This is a genomic window from Catenulispora yoronensis (assembly GCF_039531695.1).
GTDB lineage: Bacteria > Actinomycetota > Actinomycetes > Streptomycetales > Catenulisporaceae > Catenulispora > Catenulispora yoronensis.
Window position 1 is genome coordinate 54,638 of sequence record NZ_BAAAQN010000054.1, and the last position, 20,333, is coordinate 74,970.

Genomic DNA, 20,333 nt, shown 5'->3' on the forward strand with positions numbered 1-20,333 from the left:
CTAATGTCGAGGGACGAAGGGGTGAGGTGGATGGTCGGGGACACATCGGCGCCCGCGGGGCGCGGCGAGGTGTGGCGCGTGCGTGCCTCCGTCGCCGGCCAGGCCGCGTGGCGGGGTCTGGTGATCGCCCCGGTGTCGCTGCTGGCGGGGATCCCGCTGCTGGTGCTCACCGTCCTCGCGGTGGCGCTGCTGCCGCTGGGCGTCGGCGCGGCCCTGCTGCGGCCGGCCGTCGCCATGACGCGGGGGCTGGCCGGGGCGCAGCGGCGGATCGCCCGGGAGTGGAGCGGCGTCGAGATCGCCGAGCCCTACCTGCCGCGGGCCGGCCGCGGGCAGCTGCCCTGGCTGCTCGGCGACCCGGCGACCTGGCGGGACCTGCTGTGGCTGCTGGTCAACGTGCCGGTGGGGCTGGCCCTGGGGCTGCTGCCGGCGACCCTGGCCGGCTGGGGCGTGCTCGGGCTGCTCTCGGTCCCGGCGCTGGCGCTGAGCGGCGCCGCGTTCTGGCCCTTCGGCCTGGCCTTCGGACTGCCGGCGCTGGCCCTGGCGCCGTTCGCCGGGCGTCCGCTGATCCGGGCCCAGGCCCTGGTGGCCCGGTCGCTGCTGGCGCCCGGAGACGCCAGCGAGCGGATCAGCACCCTGACCGAGACCCGGGAGCACGCCACCGACGACGCGCAGGCCGAGCTGCGCCGCATCGAGCGCGACCTGCACGACGGGGCGCAGGCCCGGCTGGCCGCCGTCGGCCTGAGCCTGGGCATGGCCGAGGACCTGGTGCGCGAGCACCCGGAGCAGGCGATCGCGCTGCTGGCCGAGGCGCGTCGGCACAGCGGCGACGCGCTGGCCGAGCTGCGCTCGCTGGTGCGCGGGATCCTCCCGCCGGTGCTGGCCGAGCGCGGGCTGGAGGACGCGCTGCGGGCGCTGGTGTACTCCTCGCCGATCCCGGTGGAGGTGCGGTACGACATGGACGAGCGCCTGCCCGCGCCGCGCGAGTCGGCGCTGTACTTCGCGATCGCGGAGGCGCTGGCCAACGTTCTGAAGCACAGCCAGGCGAACCACGCCCGGATCCTGGTGCTCGGGCCGACCGGCGGCGGCGCGCGGGGCGCGCAGGGGCGGGTGACCGCCGAGGTGTGGGACGACGGCGTCGGCGGCGCGGACGTCGCGAACGGGCAGGGGCTGTCGGGCATGCGGCGCCGGCTGGCGGCGTTCGACGGCGTGGTGACGGTGGACAGTCCGGTCGGGGGGCCGACGGTGGTGACTTTGGAGATGCCGTGCGCGTAGTGCTCGCCGAGGACCAGGCCCTCCTGCGGGACGGCCTGGTCCGGCTGCTGTCGGCGCACGGCTTCGAGGTGGTGGCGGCCGTCGAGACCGGGCCGGACCTGCTGGCCGCGCTGGTGGCGCACCGGCCGGACGTCACCGTGGCCGACATCCGCCTGCCCCCGACGTTCAAGAACGAGGGGCTGGTGGCCGCGCTGGAAGCCCGGCGCCGGCTGCCCGGCCTGCCGGTGCTGATCCTGTCGCAGCACGTCGAGCCGCTGTATGCCAGGGAACTGCTGTCCGACCGGGCCGGCGCGATCGGCTACCTGTTGAAGGACCGGGTCTCGGACGTGCGGTCGTTCGTGGCGGCGGTGAGGGTCGTCGCCGACGGCGGGACCACGATGGACCCCGAGGTGGTCGCGCAGATGCTGGCGCGCCGGTCGCGGGACGAGCGGCTGGGGAGCCTGACGAAGCGCGAGCGCGAGGTCCTGGCGGCGATGGCCGAGGGACACGCCAACGCGGGGATCGCCGCGCGGATGGTGATCACGGAGAAGGCCGTCAGCAACCACATCAACACGATCTTCGCCAAGCTGGGGCTGCTGCCGGATCTCGACGGGAACCGCCGGGTGCTGGCGGTTTTGGCGTTTCTGGACGCGGCCTGAGGGGTTGCCGACCAGCATGCGGCGCTAGTTGGTGCCATCGTGGCACCACGTCTCACCTGCAATGGTGCCACTCTGAGCCAAGAGTGGCACCACTTCTTCTTGCGTGGCACCAAAAATGGTGCCATAGTGGTGCCATGAAGTTGAATCCCTACGTGGCCGGAGTGCGTTCCGAGCTGCTGACCGTCGCGGAGGCCGGCGGTGCGGCGGCGCTGGAGCTCGCCGAGCGGCTGACGTCGCCGCTGGAAGCCGCCATCCGGCTGACGTTGCTCCAGGCGCTGAGCGCCGCCGCGGAGGAGATCACCGCCGAGCTGGCCCCCGGGTCGGTCGAGGTGCGGCTGCGCGGCGCCGACCCGGAGTTCGTGGTGGCCGGGCTGGCCGCGGCCGCCCCGGCGCCCGCCGAGCCCGTTGAGGAGGAGGCCGCCTCGGTGGCGCAGGTGCAGCTGCCCAGCGCGCCGGAGGACGACGACGGCCAGATGGTGCGCATCAACCTCCGGCTGCCCGCGCACCTGAAGTCGCGGGTCGAGGAGGCGGCCGACGCGCTCGGCTTCTCCGTCAACAACTGGCTGGTGCGCGCCGCCGCCGCGGCACTGGAGAACGAGCGCCGCCCGAAGCAGCCGCGCACCACCATCACCACCGGGCAGAGCCTGTCCGGCTGGGCCCGCTGAGCGGGCGGCGGGACAGCCGCCCGAGAGTCGGCGAAACAGCCGCCTGAGAAACAGTCGCGGCCGCCCGTCCGGCGGCCGAGTACCAATCACCGCAGCTCACAGCATCGAGCATCGAGAGAAGGATCCGTCATGCCCACTTTCGCCACGCCCGCCCCCATCACCGCCGCCCTCGACCTCGGCGTCGGCAACGTCACCATCGTCGCCTCGGACCGGACCGACACCGTCGTCGACGTCCGGCCGGCCGACCCGAACAACCCGAACGACGTCCGCGCCGCCGAAGCCACGCGCGTCTCGTTCGACGACGGCCGGCTCCAGATCGTCGGGCACAAGCCCAAGTGGTACACGTCCGGCAAGAAGTCCGAGAGCGTGGCGATCCGGATCGAGCTGCCGACCGGGTCCAGCGTCCGCGCCACCAGCCCGTTCGGGGACTTCGACCTCGGCGGCGGCTTCGGCGACGTGCGCCTGGACACCGCTTTCGGCGAGATCAGCGTGGAGCAGGCCGCCTCGCTCGTGGTCAAGACCGCGATGGGCCAGATCGACGTGGGCCGCGTCGCCGGGCGCGCCGAGGTGCAGACCAGCTCCGGGAACGTGCGGGTGCACCGGGTCGGCGGCGAGGCGGTGGTGAAGAACACCAACGGCACCAGCCACCTCGGCCGCGTCGACGGCGACGTCCGGGTCGCCAACTCCAACGGCGACATCGAGGTCGACTTCGCCGGCGCCGGGGTCAGCGCCAAGACCGCGAACGGCCGGATCCGGCTGGCGCACGTCGAGAACGGCGAGGTGGAGGCGCTGACCGCGGTCGGCTCCGTCGAGGTCGGCGTGCTGCGCGGGGTGCCGGCCCACCTGGACGTCCAGACCACCATCGGCCGCGTCTACAACGAGCTCGGCGCGGGGGAGGCGCCGATGCGCGGGGAGCAGTCGGTGCGGCTGCGCCTGCGCAGCACCACCAGCGACATCACCGTCCGGTACGCCGAAGCGGGCTGACCGGTACCGACCGAACACCAGCGACCGAACACCACTGACCGAATACCACTGACTGAACACCAGCGACCGAACACCAGTGACCGAATAAAGGGAACAACCGAACAGAGGGGGACCTCCATGTCCGCGCCGGCGATCAGTGTGGAAGGACTGCGCAAATCCTTCCCCGGCACCAAGAAAGGCAGTCCGCCCAAGCTCGTCCTGGACGACCTCGGCCTCACCGTCCAGCCCGGCACGGTGCACGCGCTGCTCGGCCCGAACGGGGCCGGCAAGACCACCGTCGTGCACATCCTCACCACCTACCTGCGCCCGGACGCCGGGCGGGCCGTCGTCGCCGGCCACGACGTCGTGGCCGATCCGGACGGCGTGCGCGGCGCGATCGGCGTCACCGGCCAGTTCTCCGCCGTCGACTGGCTGCTCACCGGCCGTGAGAACCTGCGGCTGATGGCCGACCTCAACCACCTGGGCAAGGCCGAGGGCCGCCGGGTCGTCGAGGGGCTGCTGGAGCGGTTCGAGCTGGTCGACGCCGCTGACAAGCCCGCCGCCACCTACTCCGGCGGCATGAAGCGGCGCCTGGACCTGGCGATGACCCTGGTCGCCAAGCCGCGGGTGGTGTTCCTGGACGAGCCGACCACCGGGCTCGACCCGCGCAGCCGCCGCACCATGTGGGAGTTCACCCGCGAACTCGTCGCGGCCGGCACCACGATCCTGCTCACCACGCAGTACCTGGACGAGGCCGACGAGCTGGCCGACCGCGTCACCGTGCTGGACGCCGGGCGGGTGGTCGCCGACGGCACCGCGGCCGAGCTCAAGCGGCGCGTTCCCGGGGGCCGGATCGACGTCGCGTTCACCGACCGGGACGGGCTGGACGCCGCCGCCCGGGCGCTGCGGGTCCCGGCGCAGGACGGCCTGACCCTGCGTTTGCCGCACGACGGCGGTGTGCGCTCGCTGCGGGCCGTCGTGGAGGCGCTGGACGACGCCGCGGTCGACGTCGCCACGCTGACCGTGAAGGCCTCCGACCTGGACGACGTGTTCTTCGCGCTGACCGGGCACGCGGCCGAGCCGAGCGAGTCCGGCGAGCCGGTCGGGTCCGCTGAGTACGCCGAGTCCGCCGAAGCCGCCGAAGCCGCCGCTCAGGCGGCCGAGGTCACCGCGCGCCACACCGCAAAGGCCGCCCTTCCCACCCAGGAGTCACCCCGATGAGCTCGTACGCCTTCGCCGACACCATGACCATGGCGCGCCGCGACTTCAAGCACACGGCCCGCTACCCGATGATGCTGGTCTCCACGGTCGTCGCCCCCGGCTTCCTGCTGGTGATGTTCGTCGCCATCTTCGGCGGCGCGATGAAGGCGACGCTCGCCGGCACCGGAACCCCGCACTATGTGGACTACATCACCCCGGCCATCCTGATCCAGACCGTCGCCTTCAGCGCCCAGACCACGGCCATCATGGTCAACACCGACATGACCGAGGGCGTCATCGCCCGCTTCCGGACCATGGCGATCTCCCGGCCCTCGGTCCTCACCGGGACCGTGCTCGGCTCGGTCCTGCGCACCTTCATCGCGATCGCGATGCTGTTCGTGGTCGCCGTCGGTCTCGGCTACCGGCCGCACGGCTCGCTGCTCGGCTGGGGCGCCGCGCTCGGCATCGCCGGGCTGCTGACGCTGGGCTTCATGTGGCTGGCCGTCGGGTTCGGGCTGAACGCCAAGACCGTGGCCGGGGCCAGCTCCTCGGTGGTGGCGCTGGAGTTCCTGCCCTTCATCTCCGGCGCGTTCGTGCCGACCGGGTCGATGCCCTCGGCGGTGCGCTGGGTCGCCGCGAACCAGCCGTTCAATCCGATCATCGGCGGGGTGCGCGGCCTGCTCGGCGGCACGCCGGTGGGGAACCAGGGCTGGATCGCGTTCGCCTGGTGCGCCGGGTTCGCGGTGCTCGGCTACGTCTGGGCCCGCCGCCTCTACGACCGCGAGCCCACCCGATGAGCCCAGTAATACTGTCGGCCCGCGCGACGCGCCTACGCCGCCGATGACATCGCCACCCGCTGCGCCGAGTTCCCACTCGGCGCAGCGGGTAGCGGTGTTCGGGGTGGCGTCGCGCGAGGCGGGATGCTCAGGGACAGGTGCTCAGGAAGGGGTGCTCAAGAAGGAGTGCTCAGGAAGGGGTGCTCAAGAAGGGGCGGCGATGCCCGGCTGTCAGCTGCCGCTTCCGGTGAGGTCGAGCACGAACAGCTCCTTGACCCCGGCCAGGTGCAGCACCCGCAGGACCGCCTCCGAGGGCGCGGCCAGCGTCAGGCGCGCGCCGGAGCCGTCGGCCTTCTGCTGGGCCCGGATCAGCGTGCGCAGGCCCATCGAGTCCAGGAAGGCGACCTGGGAGCAGTCGACGACCACGGTGGCGCCCGGCGCCACGTACCGGTCCAGCACGTTCCACAGCGCGTCGGCGGCGGCGAGGTCGACATCGCCGCTGACCGTCACCACGGTCGGACCCGCGCTCCCGGGCCGAGGGTCCGCGCCGGCCCGTTCCGGGTCGCCGTCGACCTCGACCGAGAACCCTTCGACCGCCATGGCGCCTCCTGTCACACCCAGACCGCGTGATCCCCGATCGGTACGACGATATCGGGTCCGGTTACCGGTGGGAATCAGGCGCGGTGAGTCCGCGGCGCCGGGCCCGTGCGCGGCCGATCCCGGCGGCCGCGCGGCGGACTGTCGGCGAGCTGACGGGCATCGGGGCCGTGATCGGTGACAGGCTGGGTTTTCAGGATCGACCGGGTTCAGGACGCCCGGTCGGGGTAACGGAGCGGTCGGTACGGAGGGGGTCGGCATGGTGGACGGCGTCGGAGGCGTGGTCGGCGCGGGTGTCGGGGCCGCGGACGGGGTCGGCGGCGGAGAGCACGTGACGAGGGTTGTGGAGGTCGGCGTGGACGGAGTCGGTGTCGAGGGCGGAGCCGGCGTCGAGGACGGACCCGGTACCGGGGACGGACGCGGCGTCGGGCAGGAAGCGGTGCCGGTGACGCTGCGCATCCCGGCCGACCGCGATTTCGTGGTGCTGGTGCGCTCGGCGGCCGGGCACCTCGGGGCCCGGGCCGGATTCTCGATGGCCGAGATGCAGGACTGGCGGCTGGCCGTGGACGAGGCCTGCGGCCTGTTGCTGCTGCCGGACGAGGTCGACGCCACCGGCGAGGAGCTGGAGTGCGTGTTCCGCCTCGGGGCCGACGGTGTGGCGGTGACCGTCTCGGCCGAGGCCCGGCCCGGCTCCAAGCCGCAGGTCGGCGGCTTCGGCTGGTCGCTGCTCGCGGCCCTGGTGGACGTCCTGAACTGGGCCGAGGAGGACGGCCGGGTGCGGGTGGACATCGTCAAGCGAGCCGACGGCACGCGCCGGGCGGGGGCGCGGTGAGCGGCGGCGTGCGCGGACCCGGCGCAGGCACCGGCACCGGCGCTGATACCGGCGCTGGCACCGGTGCTGATACCGACGACGTCGCGGGCGATCGCGGCGGACGTACCGGAGCCCGGGAGCCGACGGTGCGGCGGCGCGGGATGCGTGGCGGAGAACCGGGGTCGGAAATACCCGGGCAGGGTGAGCGGCGCACTGGTGCCGAGCCCAGTTCGTCCGGCGCCGGCCACGAAACCCTGCCCGACCGCGACGACCACCCGCTGGAGCTGCATCCCGAGCTGACCACGCGCCGCTTCCCGGTGCCCCGCGCCGGCGGCGCGCCCAAGGACCGCGCCGAGCACCGCGCCGCGATCCACCGCCGCTTCGAGGAACTCGCCGAGTGCCGCGACGGCAGCGCCCGCCACCGCGTGCTGCGCGACGAGCTGATCGCCGAGCACATGAACTACGCGCGCTACGTCGCCTCGCGGTTCAGCGTCCCCGCCGACAACGCCGAGGACCTGGAGCAGGTCGCGTACCTGGCGCTGATCAAGGCGGTCGACAACTTCGACCCGGCCCGCGGCACGGCCTTCCTCGGCTACCTCACGCCGATGGTGACCGGCGAGATCAAGCGCTACTTCCGCGACGCCACCTGGGACGTCCACGTGCCGCGCCGCATGCAGGAGCTGAGCCTGGCGCTGCACGGCGCGCCGGCCGAGCAGCTCGAACGCCGCCTGGGCCGGTCGCCGACGATCGCCGAGCTGGCCGAACATCTGGGCGCGGCGCCGGAGGAGATCGTCGAGGCCTTCGACGCCTCGGCCGCCTACAGCGCCACGTCGCTGGAGCGTCCGCTGGTACCCGGCGACGACCAGGGCGCGAGCCTGGGGGAGACCCTCGGCGAGGACGACGACGCCTACCAGTGGGTGGTGGACCGCGAGGCCCTCAAGCCGCTGCTGGCCGCGCTGCCGGAGCGGGACAAGCGGATCCTGCTGATGCGCTTCTTCCGCAATATGACGCAGAGCCAGATAGGCGCCGAGCTCGGCGTGTCGCAGATGCAGGTCTCGCGGTATCTCGCGCGGATCCTCGGCACGCTGCGGGACGCGGTGTTCGAGGACGACGACGCGGGCCGGGGCGGTGCCGGCGGTAGTGCCGGTGGTGGTGCCGGCAGTAGCGGGACTGCGAGCGGGACTGCGAGCGGGAACGGGAGCGGGGCTGGAGGCGCGGCCGGAGCCGGAGGCGGGGGGCCGGACCGTTCCGGCTAGTCGTCCGGCTGATCCGGCTGGGCCGGCTGGTCTGATTGATCCGGCTGGTCCGGGTCGTCCAGCACCTCGTGCAGCACGCGCAGCAGGTGCTCGACGTCGACCGGCTTCGACACGTGCTCGTCCATCCCGGCGGCCAGGCACTTGGCCCGGTCGGTGGCCGAGGACTCGAACGTCACCGCGATGATCGGGACGTCGCCGTGCTCCGCCAGCCCGCGGATCCCCGCGGCGGTGGCGTAGCCGTCCAGGTCCGGCATCGAGATGTCGAGCAGTACCGCGGCGATCTCCGGGTCCGCGCGCAGCACACTGATGCCCTCGCGGCCGGTGGCCGCGTGCACCAGGGTCAGCCCGCGCACCGCCAGCGCGCTGCCCAGGGCGTAGACGCCCCGCCGGTCGTCGTCCACGATCAGGACCCTGCGGTCGTTGAACGGCCGCGGCGCGGGCCGCCCGGGGCCGCGCGGCGTTCCCGGCGGTGCTCCGGCGCGGTCGGCGGACCGGGGGCCGGGAGGGTCGTCCTGCATCCGTCCATCCTCCGCCGCGGGCGAGAGTTTGAGAACGCTGATTCGCACTGATTGGCCGGCGGCGGAACGGGTATTGGCACGGGTCCTGACAGTGGCGGTAGTCGTGTCCGGGAGCGTGACGCCGTGGTGATCGTCCTTATTGTCCTGGTAATAGTGCTCGCCGCCCTGGGGGCGGCCTGGTTCCTGGGCCCGCCGGCCTGGCGGGCCCCGGTGACCGGCGCGGTCGGCGGCCTGGGCGGCCGGATCGGGCGGTTCATCGAGAGCGGACGGTCCCCGGACCGGGCCCGTCTGGGCATCGGCGGAGCCGCCGCGGTCCCGCCCCCGCCGAGGTTCACCGACGGGGACCGGGCTTATCTGAACGGTGTGTGGAAGCACGTGGAAAGCACCTTCGTCGCCAATCCCCGGGTCGCGGTGGACCTGGCGCACAGCACCGCGTCGGGGTTCTTCACCGCGCACGGGGTCGAGGTCTCCGGCCTGCCGGAGGGCCCGGACGGCCTGGAGGAGGACACCGAGACGCTGCGGCTGCGGCTGCTCGCCATCAAGGCGTGGTCGGACCGGGAAGCCGCGCACTGAGCCGGCGCGGCTGCCGTCGGCCGTACCCGGCAGCCGCGCCGCCGGACAGCAGCGGACTCCAGGAACCGATCGTTTAGCGGCGGCGGCGGTACGACGCCCGCCGCGCGCTCGGGCGCCAGGCGGCCTGGTAGCCGAGCATGTGCACCGCCAGGCACGCCAGTCCGGCGAGCATCAGGCTGGTGGGCGTCAACCATGCGTTGCTCACCGACGTCGCGGTGCCGTTGACGATGAAGGCGATCGCGAACAACGCGACGGCCGCGAATCCGAACATGGGCTGCTCCTCCCGATTGTCGCGCCGTGACCGGCCCGAAGGCCGGCCCGGCGCGGGATCCTGTCGTGCTCGGTGCGGTCCGCACCCTCCCCGATATCCGAACAGCGGATTTCAAACCGCTGGTTTCAAACCGTGTGACCGGGTAGCGGGAGGCCTGGGGCGCGGTGCCGAGTCGGGCCGCGCAGGCAGTGAGGAGGCTGCTCATGAGCACCACGCAGGAAATGGAGAGCCCGTACGAGATCGGCGTGGGTGTGGTCTGCGCCGACGGAGAGTGCGGACACTTGCACAGGATCCTGATCGATCCGACGAACCGCGCGATGACCCACCTGGTGGTCGGCAAGGACGAGCATTCGGCACGCCTGGTGCCGGCCGCCCTGATCGACCACGCCCACGCCGACGGCATCCAGCTGATCTGCACCACGCTCGACTTCGACCGGCTGGAGCCGGCCGAGGCCACCGAGGTGATCCAGCCGCCGGCCCCGCCGTCCGGCAGCATGCCGACCAACGGCGGCGCCCTGGGCGGCTACGGCCGCGCCAAGCCGGAGACGGTCACCTACGACCGGGTCCCGGCCGGCGAGGTCCAGCTGCGCCGCGGCGAGCGCGTACACGCCGCGGACGGCGACATCGGCCGCGTCCAGGGCCTGGTGGCCGCACCGGACCACCACGTCACCGCCATTCTGCTGACCGAGGGCCACCTGTGGAGCAAGAAGGAGGTGGCCGTGCCGATCCGCAACGTGGTCGACGCCACCTTCGGCGTCCAGGTGGACCTCACCCGCGAGGAGGTCAAGGACCTGCCCGCGGTGGATCCCGCGAACATCGGCTAGGGAGCTGAGCGTCCGGCGCCGGACCCGCTTGGTCCAGGCGCCGGACTTGTATAAGGCCGGACTTGTATAGGCCGGACGCGCAGAAGCGAACCCGGGACCGCAGGCGGGTGCGGCCCGGGTTCGTAGCGTTCAGTGTGGGGGCGGCGCGGCCTGGCGCGCAGGCGTTGGGTGGAGGTGATGGGTCGCCGTCGGGGTCGCGGTGCGGGTGAGGGGTGGCGGTGACGACGGCGAATCCGCTGGTCGGCGAGGTGTGAGAGCGCTGGATACGGTCTATCGCCGTATTGTGGCGCGGGGCCATGGCGGGGGTAACCCTATGAGGTTCAGGCCCGCCGCGCCCCGCCCCTTCGATGATTCGAACTCGCTGCCGACGACGACGGTGCCGCGCTATGCGACGGCGACGAACTCGCCGACGTCGAAGGACTCGCACTCGCGCTGCTGCTCGGGGTGCTCGAAGGCGTGGAACTCGGCGTGCTCGGCGCGCTGGAGGTGGACACCGACGTGCTCGACACGCTGGTCACCGTGTTCTGCGTCGAGGCGGCGGACGTCGCGGGGACCGCGCTGTTGCTGGTCGCGGTCGGCGACGGCGTGGTGGCCACGGAGGTCCTCATCTGCGACGGGCTGTGCGGGCCCGAGCGCGGCAGCGGGGTCGGGCTGGTCGTGACGGCGGCCCCGCCGGTGATCGACGCGGCCGGCGGCTGGTCCGGCTGGCGGCCGCCGCTGCGCAGGACGAGGACCAGGGCCGTCGACAGGGCCGCGATGACGGCGATGCCGAGTGCGCCGACGACCCATCCGGCGCCGGTGCGGCGGCGGGAGTCGGCGGGGGGTTCTCGCTGCTCGGGGCGGGGTTGGGGGCGAGGTTCGGGTTGGGGGTGTGGGCGGGGTCGGGGTCGGGGTCGGGGTCGGGGGCGCTCCGAGGGGAGGAAGACGGTCGGCGGGCTCGGGGGTTCGACCTGGGTCCGACGGGTGCCGATGTCCGCGCGGATGGAGATGTCGGAGGTGTCGGAGGCGTGGCGGGCTCTGCGAGCGCCGGGGCCGTCGGCCATGCCGTATTCGCCGGCTGTGCGATATTCGCTGACTGCACCACGTCCGCCGACGGCCGCCGGTGTGCCGAAGCCGCCGGCTGGTCTCGTGACAACGCTCGGACCGGCGATGCCCGCACCACTGATGCCTGCCGCGCCGATGCCTGGACCGCCGACGCCCGCACCGCCAACGCCTGCCGCCAGAACGCCAGTGGCGCCGACCAGCCGTCCGCCCGCCGGGGTCTCCGACTCCGGGAACAGCGCGAAGCCCTCGTAGTCGAGGATCTCGGCCGCGTCCTGTGCTATCGCCGCGGTCAGCGCGGCCGGCAGCCAGGGCCCGTCGGGGCGCACCGCCGTGTGCTGCACGATCTGCCCGGTCGTCGGCCGCCGATCGGCCTCCTTCTCCAGGCAGGCCCGCACCAGCGGCACCAGCCGGTCCGGCACCCCGGACAGGTCCGGCTCGGCGTACCCGATCCGGTACAGCAGCGCGTGGTCGGGTCCGGCGCCGAACGGGTTGTGGCCGGTGGAGGCGTAGGCCAGCACGGTGCCGAGCGAGAACACGTCGGTGGCGCCGGTGAGCCGGTGGCCCCGCGACTGCTCCGGCGACATGAACCCGGGGGAGCCCACGATCGTGCCGACGTCGGTACGGGTGTAGTCGGTGGCGGCGGTGACCCGCGAGATGCCGAAGTCGATGACCCGCGGACCCTCCACCGCCAGCATCACGTTCGACGGCTTCAGATCCCGGTGCACCACCCCGGCGGCATGGATCTCGGCCAGCGCCCGCGCCAACCCGCCGGCCAGCACCAGCAGCGACGACTCCGGCAGCCGCCACCCCGCGGCCACCGCGGCACGCAACGTCTGCCCGGACACGTACGCCGTCGCCAACCACGGCATCGCCGCCTCCGGCTCGGCATCCACGACCGGCGCCGTGTACGGCCCGGAAACCAACCGCGCGGCCGCCACCTCCTGCCGGAACCGCCGCCGGAACTGCGGATCCCCGGCCAGCTCCGGCTTCACCACCTTGACCGCGACCGTGCGGCCCCCGCGCGTGCGACCCAGGAACACGTGCCCCATCCCGCCCGAGCCCAACCGGGCGATCAGCACGTAGGGCCCGACGGTGCGCGGATCGCCAGGCTGCAGCGGATGCACCTCGCGGACCTCCCCGATCAGGTGCCGTCTTCGAATGTTGAAGACACAGCATGACAGCCGAAACAGGCACGCGAGGGGACTGATGCCCCCGACGCGCCTATCTCCACCCGAACGAGGCATCTCCCACTGAAAGCCATCCCCCGACACCCCCACCCGGGCTATGAGACCACGAAGCCACCAACCACTCACCAGACCCTGAGCAGCAACCTCCGCACCCCGAACACCACCGCCGACCCATTCCACACCGGCTCCCCCACAACCTCCACCCGCCCCCACCGCACGAGCGCCTCCTCGATGACGAGCCGGAGCTCCAGGCGAGCCAGCGGGGCGCCGAGGCAGAAGTGCGGACCGTGGCCGAAGGTGAGGTGGGGGTTGGTGGCGCGGGTGATGTCGAAGAGTGCGAGGTCGGGGTTGGGGTCGGGGTTGGGGTTGAAGCTGGGTGAGCGCGAGGTCGCCTTGGAGTCAGGCCCAGCACCAGCACTAGAAGTAGCACTCGGATCAGTACTCGGACCCGGACTCGGACTCGGACCAGTGCCCGGCCCTGGACCAGTACTCGGACTCGGACCCGCATCGGAGCCGGAGCCGGAGCCGGAACTGGAGTCGGAACTGGAGTCGGAGCCCGCGCCCGGACCGGAACCAGGGGCAGGGCTGGAGCTGGAGTCACTAGCAGAGCTAACTTTGCTGGTGCTGGTGCTGGTGCTGGTGCTGGTGCTGGTGCTGGCGGCGGTCGCAGTGGTCGTGTTTGTGGCTGTGGCTGTGGTCATGCCAGAGGCGTCGAACCCAGCAGCCCGATAATCCAACAGCACCCGCTCCCCATCAGCGACCGGGCATCCCTCCGCCGCCGCGTCGGGCCCGACCGCCGTGCGCAGAAAGTGTCGCACCGGTGCCGTCCAGCGCAGCACTTCCTCCACCGCCGCCGGCACTCGGGCCGGTTCCGCGCGCAGCAGTCGCCATTGCTCCGGGTGCTCGGCGAAGGCCAGTAGGCCGCCGGAGATGGCGTGCCGGGTCGTTTCGTTGCCGGCCACCAGTAGTTGCACCAGGAACATCGCCAGCTCGGCGTCGGAGAGTTGCTCACCGTCGAGGGTTGCGGTCGCCAGGCGGGTCACGACGTCCGTCGTCGCGCCCGGCTGCTCGCGTCGGCGTCTCGCGATGGCGACCAGGTAGCCGAAGCACTCGGCCATCAGTGCCCTGCGTTCGTCTTCCGGCAGGTCGGTTGCGCCCGGGACCGCGGCGTCCGACCAGGCCGCGAAGCGTTCAAGGTCCGCTGCGTCGGCGCCGACGCCCAGCAGTTCGGCGATCACCGCCAGCGGGAGCGGCAGGGCCAGACGCTCGACCACGTCGAAGGGGGTGTTCGGCGGGATGTCGTCCAGCAGTGTCCGTATCCGGTCCCGGATTGCCGGCTCCAAGGCTCGTACCACCGGCGGCGCGAATCCCGGCTGCACCAGCCGCCGATAGAGCGTGTGGCGCGGCGGATCGGAGTGCAGCAAAGTCTTCGGCACGCCGTCGGCCGACGGTACGTCGGTGACCAGCACGCCCTGCCCGGAGCAGAACCTCGCCGGGTCGCCGGCCACCGCGACCACGCCGGCGTGGGTGGCCACGCGTCGCAGGCCGTGCGCGGCGGCGTAGGCGGCGAGGTCCGGGCCGTCCTGGCTGCTCACTGCGGAGGCCTCCTCGACCCGGCCAGGCTCCTCAACCCGGCCAGGCGCCCCATCCCAGCAGTCCGCCTCATCCCAGCACCCCGGTCGGCGCCTCGAACCCCTGCGCCTCGCACAGCTTCCGATACGCCGCCAACGTGCTGCTCCCGTCGGTGACCGACTCCACCGAGTCGTCCTCCGCCAGGTTCAGGTTGGCCCCCTCCATCACGAACACCACGTCCGTGACCTCGCTGTTCGCCTCCGGCACGACGAGCGTGTGCACCGAGTTCGCGGGCTCGAAGACGAACGTCCCGGCCGGGTAGTCGATGCCGTACTCGGCATACCGCCAGCACCCGGCGATCGTGAACCCGTGCACCGGCCCGGTGTGCCGATGCCGCTGCACCCGCGCCCCCGGCAGGAACCGGTTGCGGACCACCCACACCCCGGTGTCGGCGTTGACCCGCAGCACCTGGAGCCCGACCTTGTCGATCCATACCCATGGCAGGTCCTGTTCGCGGACGTGCCCGACCATCGGCAGTAGCGTCACGCGGCGCACCGTAGGCCGGGCGGCGCCAACTCACAAGGCCCGTCCGATCGGGTTCTCCTTCCCTATCCAGCCCAGCTTCTGCGGATTCCGCACGATGTAGAGCCCGGTGATCCCGCAGTTGTCGAGCCGGAACGTCATCACGCTGTCCACCTCGCCGTCGATCCGGATCAGCAGCCCCGACCCGCCGTTCACTGGCACCGGCTCCACCGTCCGCGCCGTACCCGGCGCGAACCACCGCGAGCTCACCAACCGCGCCACCTTGTCGGCGCCCACCAGCGGACGCAGCAACGCGTTCTTCACCCCACCGCCGTCGCTCAACGTCACGACGTCCGGCGCCATGATGTCCAGCAGGCCCTGCAAGTCGCCGGTCTCCAACGCGGCCTGGAACGCGTGGAGCACGGCCCGGTTCTGCGCCGCCGAGACACGGCCGCGCGGACGGCGCGCCGCCACGTGCGTCCGCGCGCGGTGCGCGATCTGCCGGACCGCGACCGGCGTCTTCTCGACCGCCTCCGCGATCTCGTCGTACTCCAGACCGAACACCTCGCGCAGCACGAACACCGCGCGCTCGGTCGGCGCCAACGTCTCCATCACCAGCAGCATGGCCGTCGACACCGAGTCGGCCAGCTCCACGTCCTCGGCCACGTCCGGCGCCGTCAGCAGCGGCTCCGGCAGCCACGGGCCGACATACGACTCCTTGCGGCGGCCCAGCGCCCGCAACCGGTCCAGCGATTTGCGGGTCACGATCCGCACCAGGAAGGCTCGCCGGTCCCGGACGGTCTCCAGGTCGACGCGCACCCACCGCAGCCAGGACTCCTGCAGCACGTCCTCGGCGTCGGTGGCCGAGCCGAGCATCTCGTAGGCGACCGTGAACAGCAGGTTGCGATGCGCGACGAAGAACTCGGTGGCCGGGTCCGAAATTGGTTTCGCCATACGCATCAGACGCCCGGTCGCGCCGAGCTGTGACGCCCGCCGGCAGTGGCCCACGTCACATCCGCGGCCCTGTCACGGCCGCTTCGGCGGTGGCGTCTCGTGTCCGGTGGGACGCACCCCGGTCCCCGTTTCTTGCTCAAGGAGATGATCGTGGCAGCACCGAACGCCGATGCCGTAGCGGGGCATGACCCTGGTACCCCTGCCGCCCCTGCTACCCCTGCTACCCGTGCTACCCCTGCGGCCTCGGACGCACCCTCGGACCCCCGCCGATGGCTGATCCTCGCGGTCATCGGCATCGCCCAGCTGATGGTGGTCCTGGACCTGACCGTCATGAACCTCGCCCTGCCCTCCGCCCAGCGCTCCCTGAAGTTCGACGCCGCCGACCGGCAGTGGGTGGTGACCGCCTATGCGCTGTCCTTCGGCGGCCTGCTGCTGTTCTGCGGCCGGCTGGCCGACCTGGTCGGCCGCAAGACCACGTTCCTGACCGGCCTCGTCGGCTTCGCGGCGGCCTCGGCCGTCGGCGGCGCCGCGGTCAACTTCACGATGCTGGTGTCGGCGCGCGCCGCGCAGGGCGTGTTCGGCGCGCTGCTCGCGCCGTCCGCGCTGTCGCTGCTGACCACGACGTTCCAGGACCCGAAGGAGCGAGCCAAGGCGTTCGGCGTCTACGGCGCGGTCGCGGCGGCCGGCGGCGGGCTCGGACTGCTGGTCGGCGGGGCGCTGACGTCGTCGTTGTCCTGGCGGTGGTGCATGTACATCAACGTGTTGTTTGCCGGCGCGGCCGTCGTCGGCGGTGCGCTGCTGGTGGGCCGGCAGGACAAGGCGCCGCGCGGACGGCTGGATGTGCCGGGCGTGCTGATGGTGTCCGGCGGCATGTTCTGCGTGGTCTACGGCTTCGCCAACGCCGCGTCGCACAGCTGGGGCACGCCCTCGACGTGGGGCCTGCTCGCGGCCGGCGCCGTGCTGCTGACCCTGTTCGCGTTCTGGCAGTCGCGGACCGCGCATCCGCTGCTGCCGCCACGGGTGGTGCTGGACCGCAACCGCGCCGGGGCCTATCTCACGGTACTGATCAGCGGCGCCGCCACGTTCGGCGTCTTCCTGTTCCTGGTCTACTACATGCAGGTGACGCTGGGGTACTCCGCGCTCCGCTCCGGGGTGGCGATGCTGCCGCTGGTGGCGTGCAGCGGCGTCATGGCGAACGTCGGCAACATCAAGCTGCTGCCACGGGTCGGGCCGAGGCCGATGGTCGTCGCCGGGATGCTGGTCAACGCCGGGGCCATGGCGTGGCTGACGCGGATCGACGGACAGTCCGGCTACGCGGCGGCGCTGCTCGGGCCGCTGATGATGGCCGGCGTCGGGATGGGCCTGATCTTCGGCATGGTGGCCGCCACAGGGACCTTCGGTGTGGGGCCGCGCGACGCCGGGGTCGCGTCGGCGAGCATCAACACGGGGCAGCAGCTCGGCGGGTCGATCGGGACGGCGTTGTTGAACACGATCGCGGCTACGGCGAGCGCGCATTATGTGGCGGGGCGGGCGCAGGGGAGGCCGTCGGCGGCGTTGCTTCAGGCTGGTGCGATTCATGGATATACGACGGTGTTTTGGTGGTGCGGTGGGATTTTTGTGTTGGGGGCGGTTGTTGGCGGGGTGTTGTTGCGGGGTGGGCCGTTGGGTGCGGCGGTGCGGGGGGAAGGTTCGGGCTCGGGAGGCGCGGGTGGTTCGGGAGGCTCGGCTGGGGAGTCCGGGGATCCTGGGGAGTCCGGGGTTCGGTTGGCGGTGGTGCGCTGAGGCCGGATCTTGGTCTCGGTCGGGCAGGGTCGGGGCCGGGCGGCTGTGTACTGTGCTCGTCGGGGAGGGGACCCTGACCCCCACAGACAACGGCGTCCACGTGACGATGACCGTCGACCGCATGCACGACCTGGAATGGACCGAGCGACTGATCGGCGGCCGGCAGATCGAGCTGGCGAATCTGGGGAAGGCGGTGGGGTAGCGCGGGGTGCCTCAGTCCACCGCGGCCAAAGTCCACCGCGGCCAATGCGGCGCGCTCCGTCATGACGTGCTCGGGATCGGGATGCGGACCTCGACCAGCGTGTCCACGGGCATCGGTCGGGACCGCGAGCCGCCCACGTAGCAGAGCGTGACCCATGCGCCGGACGGGCTGAGTTCCAGGGCCGGGTCGTCCAACTCCGTCCAGTCGGCCATCGAACCGGGCTTGAGGACGAACGTTCCGGACTTCAGCTCTCCGGCCTTCTTGTTCACGCCTTCTCCTTTGGTCCGCGGGATGTACCAAGAAACGACGGTAGGAGGATGCTGATACGCAAACCAAACAACTTCTACAGACTTGCAAACCTCACCCAAGAGCCTCAATCGCTGCCGTGATGAGCTTGGTCGCGTCGCGGCCGTACACCGCCATGCTCCCGAAGCGGCTGAACGCAGACTCATAGCTCCGGATCTCGCTCGGTACTGTGACCGTGACGAAGGCTGCGAGGAGCTCGACCTGAACTTCTGCCTCATCGAAAATCATGAATGTCTCGACGGTCCACATGCCCTGATCCCGTTGCGATCCCGACGGGATGATGCCGAGGACGACGTTCGGCTTCCCCAGGATTGTCAGGAGCGAGCCGAGTTGGGCGGTCATCGTGCCAACGTCGCCGAAGCGGTTGCGGAGGACGGACTCCTCGATCAGGAAGACACAACGGTGGCGGCCGTCGTTGACAACCTTCGAGCGCTCGACGCGGGCCGCGACGGCGGCGTCGACGTCGTTCACGATGCCCCGGTAGTCCACTATGGCGGACATCAACGCCGCAGCGTAGTCGGGCGTCTGGAGCAGGCCGGGGATGACGGTCGAGGTGTAGACCCTGATGACCTTCGTCCGCTCGTAGAGCGGGATGTACTGCCGCTGGGACTGCCTCAGTCCTTCGCGCTGGATTCGACTCCATGAGGCGTACGAAGACTCGGCCGCTTTGCTGGCGGCTATGAGGTCAGCTGTCTGGGAGTCCGCACCACACGCCGCACACCACAGGCGGATGTCCGACTCGGAAGGCGGGGTGGTCCCGCTGAGTAGCCGGGAGGACTTCGACTCGTGCCAGTCGCAGCGCCGCGCTGCTTCGCGGGCCGAGATCCCCGCGTCCTCCATCAGCTCGCGGAGTCGCTGTGCAACGACAGCGCGAGCCCGTTGGGCGCTGGAGAGAGGGGATCGGGCCACGGAGGGATCAGAGCGTGATCTGGTCGTGAGGCGTGGCTAGCCTCCACACTCGTTCGAAGGATGTTCGACAGAGGGAGATGACTTCGTTGTCCTCGGTGTACTGGGGATCAGCGAGGCCGCCTTCCCCTGTGAACAGGTTGAAGCGGACCGCCTTGTCATCGATCAGCCAGAAGTCGTTTCCGGGGAGGGCCAGGGCCGAAGCCTTCGAGCGCGGCAGCCAGCGAACCTCTTCCCCGGCGTCAATGACTGCCTGGGTGCCAGAGTGTTCGAAACGGACGTACTCGGATGCCGGCTCGGAGTAGACCCGGGCCCGTCGGACAGCGACTCCCTTGCTTGTGACCTCGCGAATGAGGTCAAGCCACGGCTTCCAATAGTCGGACTCCGGGTCGATCTCACGCCGATAGCCGGCCTCACGCCACGCGGCGATCTGCTCGACTTCACGGCCCACCGCGTAGGAATCGCGCATCTCCAGATGGAGCGCCGAAGCCTTGGCCGAGCGAAGCAGCTCATTGAAGTCAGGAACCTTCAACCGCGTCACACGCCTTCCTGATGAGGTCAACCATTCGGGCCGGGATGCGGATCACGTCCTCGTGGTCCAGGATGCTCCCGACGGATAGGCACTCTCCGCGAGTGGCCCCGTCCAGTTTCCAACCCTGGAACACGAAATCCTTTGTCGCGTCGTCGACCCACACGTTGGGACAGTTCCCTTGTTCCGAGTTCGGGTCGGTGCCGATGTGACGCAGCGCCATGATGCCCTCCGCGCCTGATGTTGCTCACTGTGGGCACAGCCTTGCATTCAGTAGGTCACGGGCGCCAGAAACTTCTACCAGCTTGCACAGGTCGATCTCCCCAGGTCAGCGCAATGCGGCTGTACACATCGTGCGGCAATCGGCCACCTATGTCAGCCCATCAGCCCATCAGCCCATCAGCCCGGCCGCGACCGTGGCCCCCAGCTCCCAGCAGGCTTCAAGATCGGCCTTCGCCGGTTCTCCGGTGACAGTGACCGGCTGTGACACCCGCTCCCACCCCATGCCGTTGGCGATGGACTCGATTGCCCTCAACGCGCCGACGGTGTCGTTGTTGCCGTGGACGTAGGCGGCGTACGGCAGTTTCTTCGTGGCGTCGAGGCAGGGGTAGTAGACCTGGTCGAAGAAGTGTTTGAGGGCGCCGCTCATGTAGCCGATGTTCGCCGGTGTCCCGACGATCACGCCGTCGGCTGCCAGTACGTCGACTGCTGTCGCGGCGAGTGCGGGGCGCCGTAGGACGTCGACGCCCTCGATCTCCTCGTTGGTCGCTCCGGCCAGCACGGCCTCGAACATCGCTTGCAGCGTTGGTGAGGGTGTGTGGTGGACGATCAGCAGGCGGGGCACGAGTTCGATCGTGGCATGGACTCTTCCGGGCCGCACCATATGGTTGGGCGAAATTCGCAGGCCGGGGACGTGCGGTGACGGTGAGAATGGCCTCGTGGAACGGCTGCGCTGCGCGATCTCC

At 71.3% G+C, this 20,333-nt stretch carries 24 protein-coding genes; 12 read left to right on the forward strand and 12 right to left on the reverse strand.

The genetic code is table 11. From position 1 onward, the window contains the following. Positions 1–78: 78 nt before the first annotated feature. The 6 genes from ABD481_RS34285 to ABD481_RS34310 all read left to right on the forward strand — a co-directional run bounded on the left by ABD481_RS34285 (position 79) and on the right by ABD481_RS34310 (position 5,535). Positions 79–1,272 carry a sensor histidine kinase gene (locus ABD481_RS34285; protein WP_344669991.1) on the forward strand — a complete coding sequence of 398 codons (1,194 nt, stop codon included), beginning with the start codon at positions 79–81 and terminating at the stop codon, positions 1,270–1,272. After that, positions 1,263–1,910 carry a response regulator gene (locus ABD481_RS34290; protein ID WP_344669992.1) on the forward strand — a complete coding sequence of 216 codons (648 nt, stop codon included), beginning with the start codon at positions 1,263–1,265 and terminating at the stop codon, positions 1,908–1,910. The genes ABD481_RS34285 and ABD481_RS34290 overlap by 10 nt, the downstream gene beginning before the upstream one ends. A gap of 134 nt (positions 1,911–2,044) precedes the next feature. Next, positions 2,045–2,575: a hypothetical protein gene (locus tag ABD481_RS34295; RefSeq protein ID WP_344669993.1), complete on the forward strand. Its 531-nt coding sequence runs from the start codon at positions 2,045–2,047 to the stop codon at positions 2,573–2,575. Positions 2,576–2,704: 129 nt separating this feature from the next. Then, positions 2,705–3,559 (forward strand): DUF4097 family beta strand repeat-containing protein, encoded by an 855-nt coding sequence (locus ABD481_RS34300; RefSeq protein WP_344669994.1) that lies wholly within the window; start codon positions 2,705–2,707, stop codon positions 3,557–3,559. A 117-nt stretch (positions 3,560–3,676) separates the two neighbouring features. Beyond that, positions 3,677–4,759: an ATP-binding cassette domain-containing protein gene (locus ABD481_RS34305; protein WP_344669995.1), complete on the forward strand. Its 1,083-nt coding sequence runs from the start codon at positions 3,677–3,679 to the stop codon at positions 4,757–4,759. Continuing rightward, the gene (locus ABD481_RS34310; RefSeq protein WP_344669996.1) at positions 4,756–5,535 is read left to right on the forward strand and encodes an ABC transporter permease; all 780 of its coding nucleotides are present in this window, start codon (positions 4,756–4,758) and stop codon (positions 5,533–5,535) included. The genes ABD481_RS34305 and ABD481_RS34310 overlap by 4 nt, the downstream gene beginning before the upstream one ends. Before the next feature lie 210 nt (positions 5,536–5,745). On the opposite strand, the gene ABD481_RS34315 is transcribed toward ABD481_RS34310, so the two are convergent. Further along, positions 5,746–6,114, reverse strand: coding sequence for an STAS domain-containing protein (locus ABD481_RS34315; protein ID WP_344669997.1), 369 nt, complete (start codon positions 6,112–6,114; stop codon positions 5,746–5,748). 256 nt (positions 6,115–6,370) lie between these two features. Here ABD481_RS34315 and ABD481_RS34320 point away from each other — a divergent pair, with 256 nt between their 5' ends. Both ABD481_RS34320 and ABD481_RS34325 read left to right on the forward strand, forming a co-directional pair. Further along, positions 6,371–6,943, forward strand: a complete 573-nt coding sequence (locus tag ABD481_RS34320) for an ATP-binding protein (RefSeq protein ID WP_344669998.1) — start codon at positions 6,371–6,373, stop codon at positions 6,941–6,943. Positions 6,944–6,951: 8 nt separating this feature from the next. Next, positions 6,952–8,178: a SigB/SigF/SigG family RNA polymerase sigma factor gene (locus ABD481_RS34325; RefSeq protein WP_344669999.1), complete on the forward strand. Its 1,227-nt coding sequence runs from the start codon at positions 6,952–6,954 to the stop codon at positions 8,176–8,178. On the opposite strand, the gene ABD481_RS34330 is transcribed toward ABD481_RS34325, so the two are convergent. Further along, a complete protein-coding gene (locus tag ABD481_RS34330; protein WP_344670000.1) occupies positions 8,175–8,696 on the reverse strand; it encodes a response regulator in 522 nt (173 codons plus the stop codon). The genes ABD481_RS34325 and ABD481_RS34330 overlap by 4 nt on opposite strands. A gap of 123 nt (positions 8,697–8,819) precedes the next feature. Here ABD481_RS34330 and ABD481_RS34335 point away from each other — a divergent pair, with 123 nt between their 5' ends. After that, the gene (locus tag ABD481_RS34335; protein ID WP_344670001.1) at positions 8,820–9,269 is read left to right on the forward strand and encodes a hypothetical protein; all 450 of its coding nucleotides are present in this window, start codon (positions 8,820–8,822) and stop codon (positions 9,267–9,269) included. Between the two features lie 73 nt (positions 9,270–9,342). Here the strand turns inward: ABD481_RS34335 and ABD481_RS34340 are convergent, their stop codons facing one another. After that, positions 9,343–9,540, reverse strand: coding sequence for a hypothetical protein (locus ABD481_RS34340; RefSeq protein ID WP_344670002.1), 198 nt, complete (start codon positions 9,538–9,540; stop codon positions 9,343–9,345). A 203-nt stretch (positions 9,541–9,743) separates the two neighbouring features. Between ABD481_RS34340 and ABD481_RS34345 the strand changes: the two genes are divergently transcribed. Further along, positions 9,744–10,364 carry a hypothetical protein gene (locus ABD481_RS34345; RefSeq protein ID WP_344670003.1) on the forward strand — a complete coding sequence of 207 codons (621 nt, stop codon included), beginning with the start codon at positions 9,744–9,746 and terminating at the stop codon, positions 10,362–10,364. A 320-nt stretch (positions 10,365–10,684) separates the two neighbouring features. On the opposite strand, the gene ABD481_RS34350 is transcribed toward ABD481_RS34345, so the two are convergent. From ABD481_RS34350 to ABD481_RS34365, 4 genes are all read right to left on the reverse strand, one after another. Then, on the reverse strand, positions 10,685–12,532 hold the full coding sequence (locus ABD481_RS34350) for a serine/threonine-protein kinase (protein WP_344670004.1): 1,848 nt from the start codon (positions 12,530–12,532) through the stop codon (positions 10,685–10,687). Between the two features lie 185 nt (positions 12,533–12,717). Continuing rightward, the gene (locus ABD481_RS34355) at positions 12,718–14,190 is read right to left on the reverse strand and encodes a cytochrome P450 (RefSeq protein WP_344670005.1); all 1,473 of its coding nucleotides are present in this window, start codon (positions 14,188–14,190) and stop codon (positions 12,718–12,720) included. 67 nt (positions 14,191–14,257) lie between these two features. Further along, positions 14,258–14,713, reverse strand: a complete 456-nt coding sequence (locus ABD481_RS34360; RefSeq protein WP_344670006.1) for a 2,4'-dihydroxyacetophenone dioxygenase family protein — start codon at positions 14,711–14,713, stop codon at positions 14,258–14,260. Between the two features lie 30 nt (positions 14,714–14,743). Then, positions 14,744–15,643 (reverse strand): RNA polymerase sigma-70 factor, encoded by a 900-nt coding sequence (locus tag ABD481_RS34365; protein WP_344670007.1) that lies wholly within the window; start codon positions 15,641–15,643, stop codon positions 14,744–14,746. 144 nt (positions 15,644–15,787) lie between these two features. Here ABD481_RS34365 and ABD481_RS34370 point away from each other — a divergent pair, with 144 nt between their 5' ends. Together ABD481_RS34370 and ABD481_RS34375 are read left to right on the forward strand one after the other, a co-directional pair. Then, positions 15,788–17,425 carry an MFS transporter gene (locus ABD481_RS34370; protein WP_344670008.1) on the forward strand — a complete coding sequence of 546 codons (1,638 nt, stop codon included), beginning with the start codon at positions 15,788–15,790 and terminating at the stop codon, positions 17,423–17,425. A 52-nt stretch (positions 17,426–17,477) separates the two neighbouring features. Continuing rightward, positions 17,478–17,627 carry a hypothetical protein gene (locus ABD481_RS34375; protein WP_344670009.1) on the forward strand — a complete coding sequence of 50 codons (150 nt, stop codon included), beginning with the start codon at positions 17,478–17,480 and terminating at the stop codon, positions 17,625–17,627. Positions 17,628–17,686: 59 nt separating this feature from the next. Here the strand turns inward: ABD481_RS34375 and ABD481_RS34380 are convergent, their stop codons facing one another. The 5 genes from ABD481_RS34380 to ABD481_RS34400 all read right to left on the reverse strand — a co-directional run bounded on the left by ABD481_RS34380 (position 17,687) and on the right by ABD481_RS34400 (position 20,212). After that, positions 17,687–17,896: a hypothetical protein gene (locus ABD481_RS34380; protein WP_344670010.1), complete on the reverse strand. Its 210-nt coding sequence runs from the start codon at positions 17,894–17,896 to the stop codon at positions 17,687–17,689. Positions 17,897–17,987: 91 nt separating this feature from the next. Beyond that, the gene (locus ABD481_RS34385) at positions 17,988–18,842 is read right to left on the reverse strand and encodes a helix-turn-helix domain-containing protein (protein ID WP_344670011.1); all 855 of its coding nucleotides are present in this window, start codon (positions 18,840–18,842) and stop codon (positions 17,988–17,990) included. A 7-nt stretch (positions 18,843–18,849) separates the two neighbouring features. Next, positions 18,850–19,380 (reverse strand): DUF6879 family protein, encoded by a 531-nt coding sequence (locus tag ABD481_RS34390; RefSeq protein WP_344670012.1) that lies wholly within the window; start codon positions 19,378–19,380, stop codon positions 18,850–18,852. Continuing rightward, the gene (locus ABD481_RS34395; RefSeq protein ID WP_344670013.1) at positions 19,358–19,591 is read right to left on the reverse strand and encodes a hypothetical protein; all 234 of its coding nucleotides are present in this window, start codon (positions 19,589–19,591) and stop codon (positions 19,358–19,360) included. Before ABD481_RS34395 ends, ABD481_RS34390 begins: the two co-directional genes overlap by 23 nt. A 168-nt stretch (positions 19,592–19,759) precedes the next feature. Continuing rightward, positions 19,760–20,212, reverse strand: a complete 453-nt coding sequence (locus ABD481_RS34400) for a flavodoxin family protein (RefSeq protein ID WP_344670014.1) — start codon at positions 20,210–20,212, stop codon at positions 19,760–19,762. Positions 20,213–20,333 lie beyond the last annotated feature (121 nt).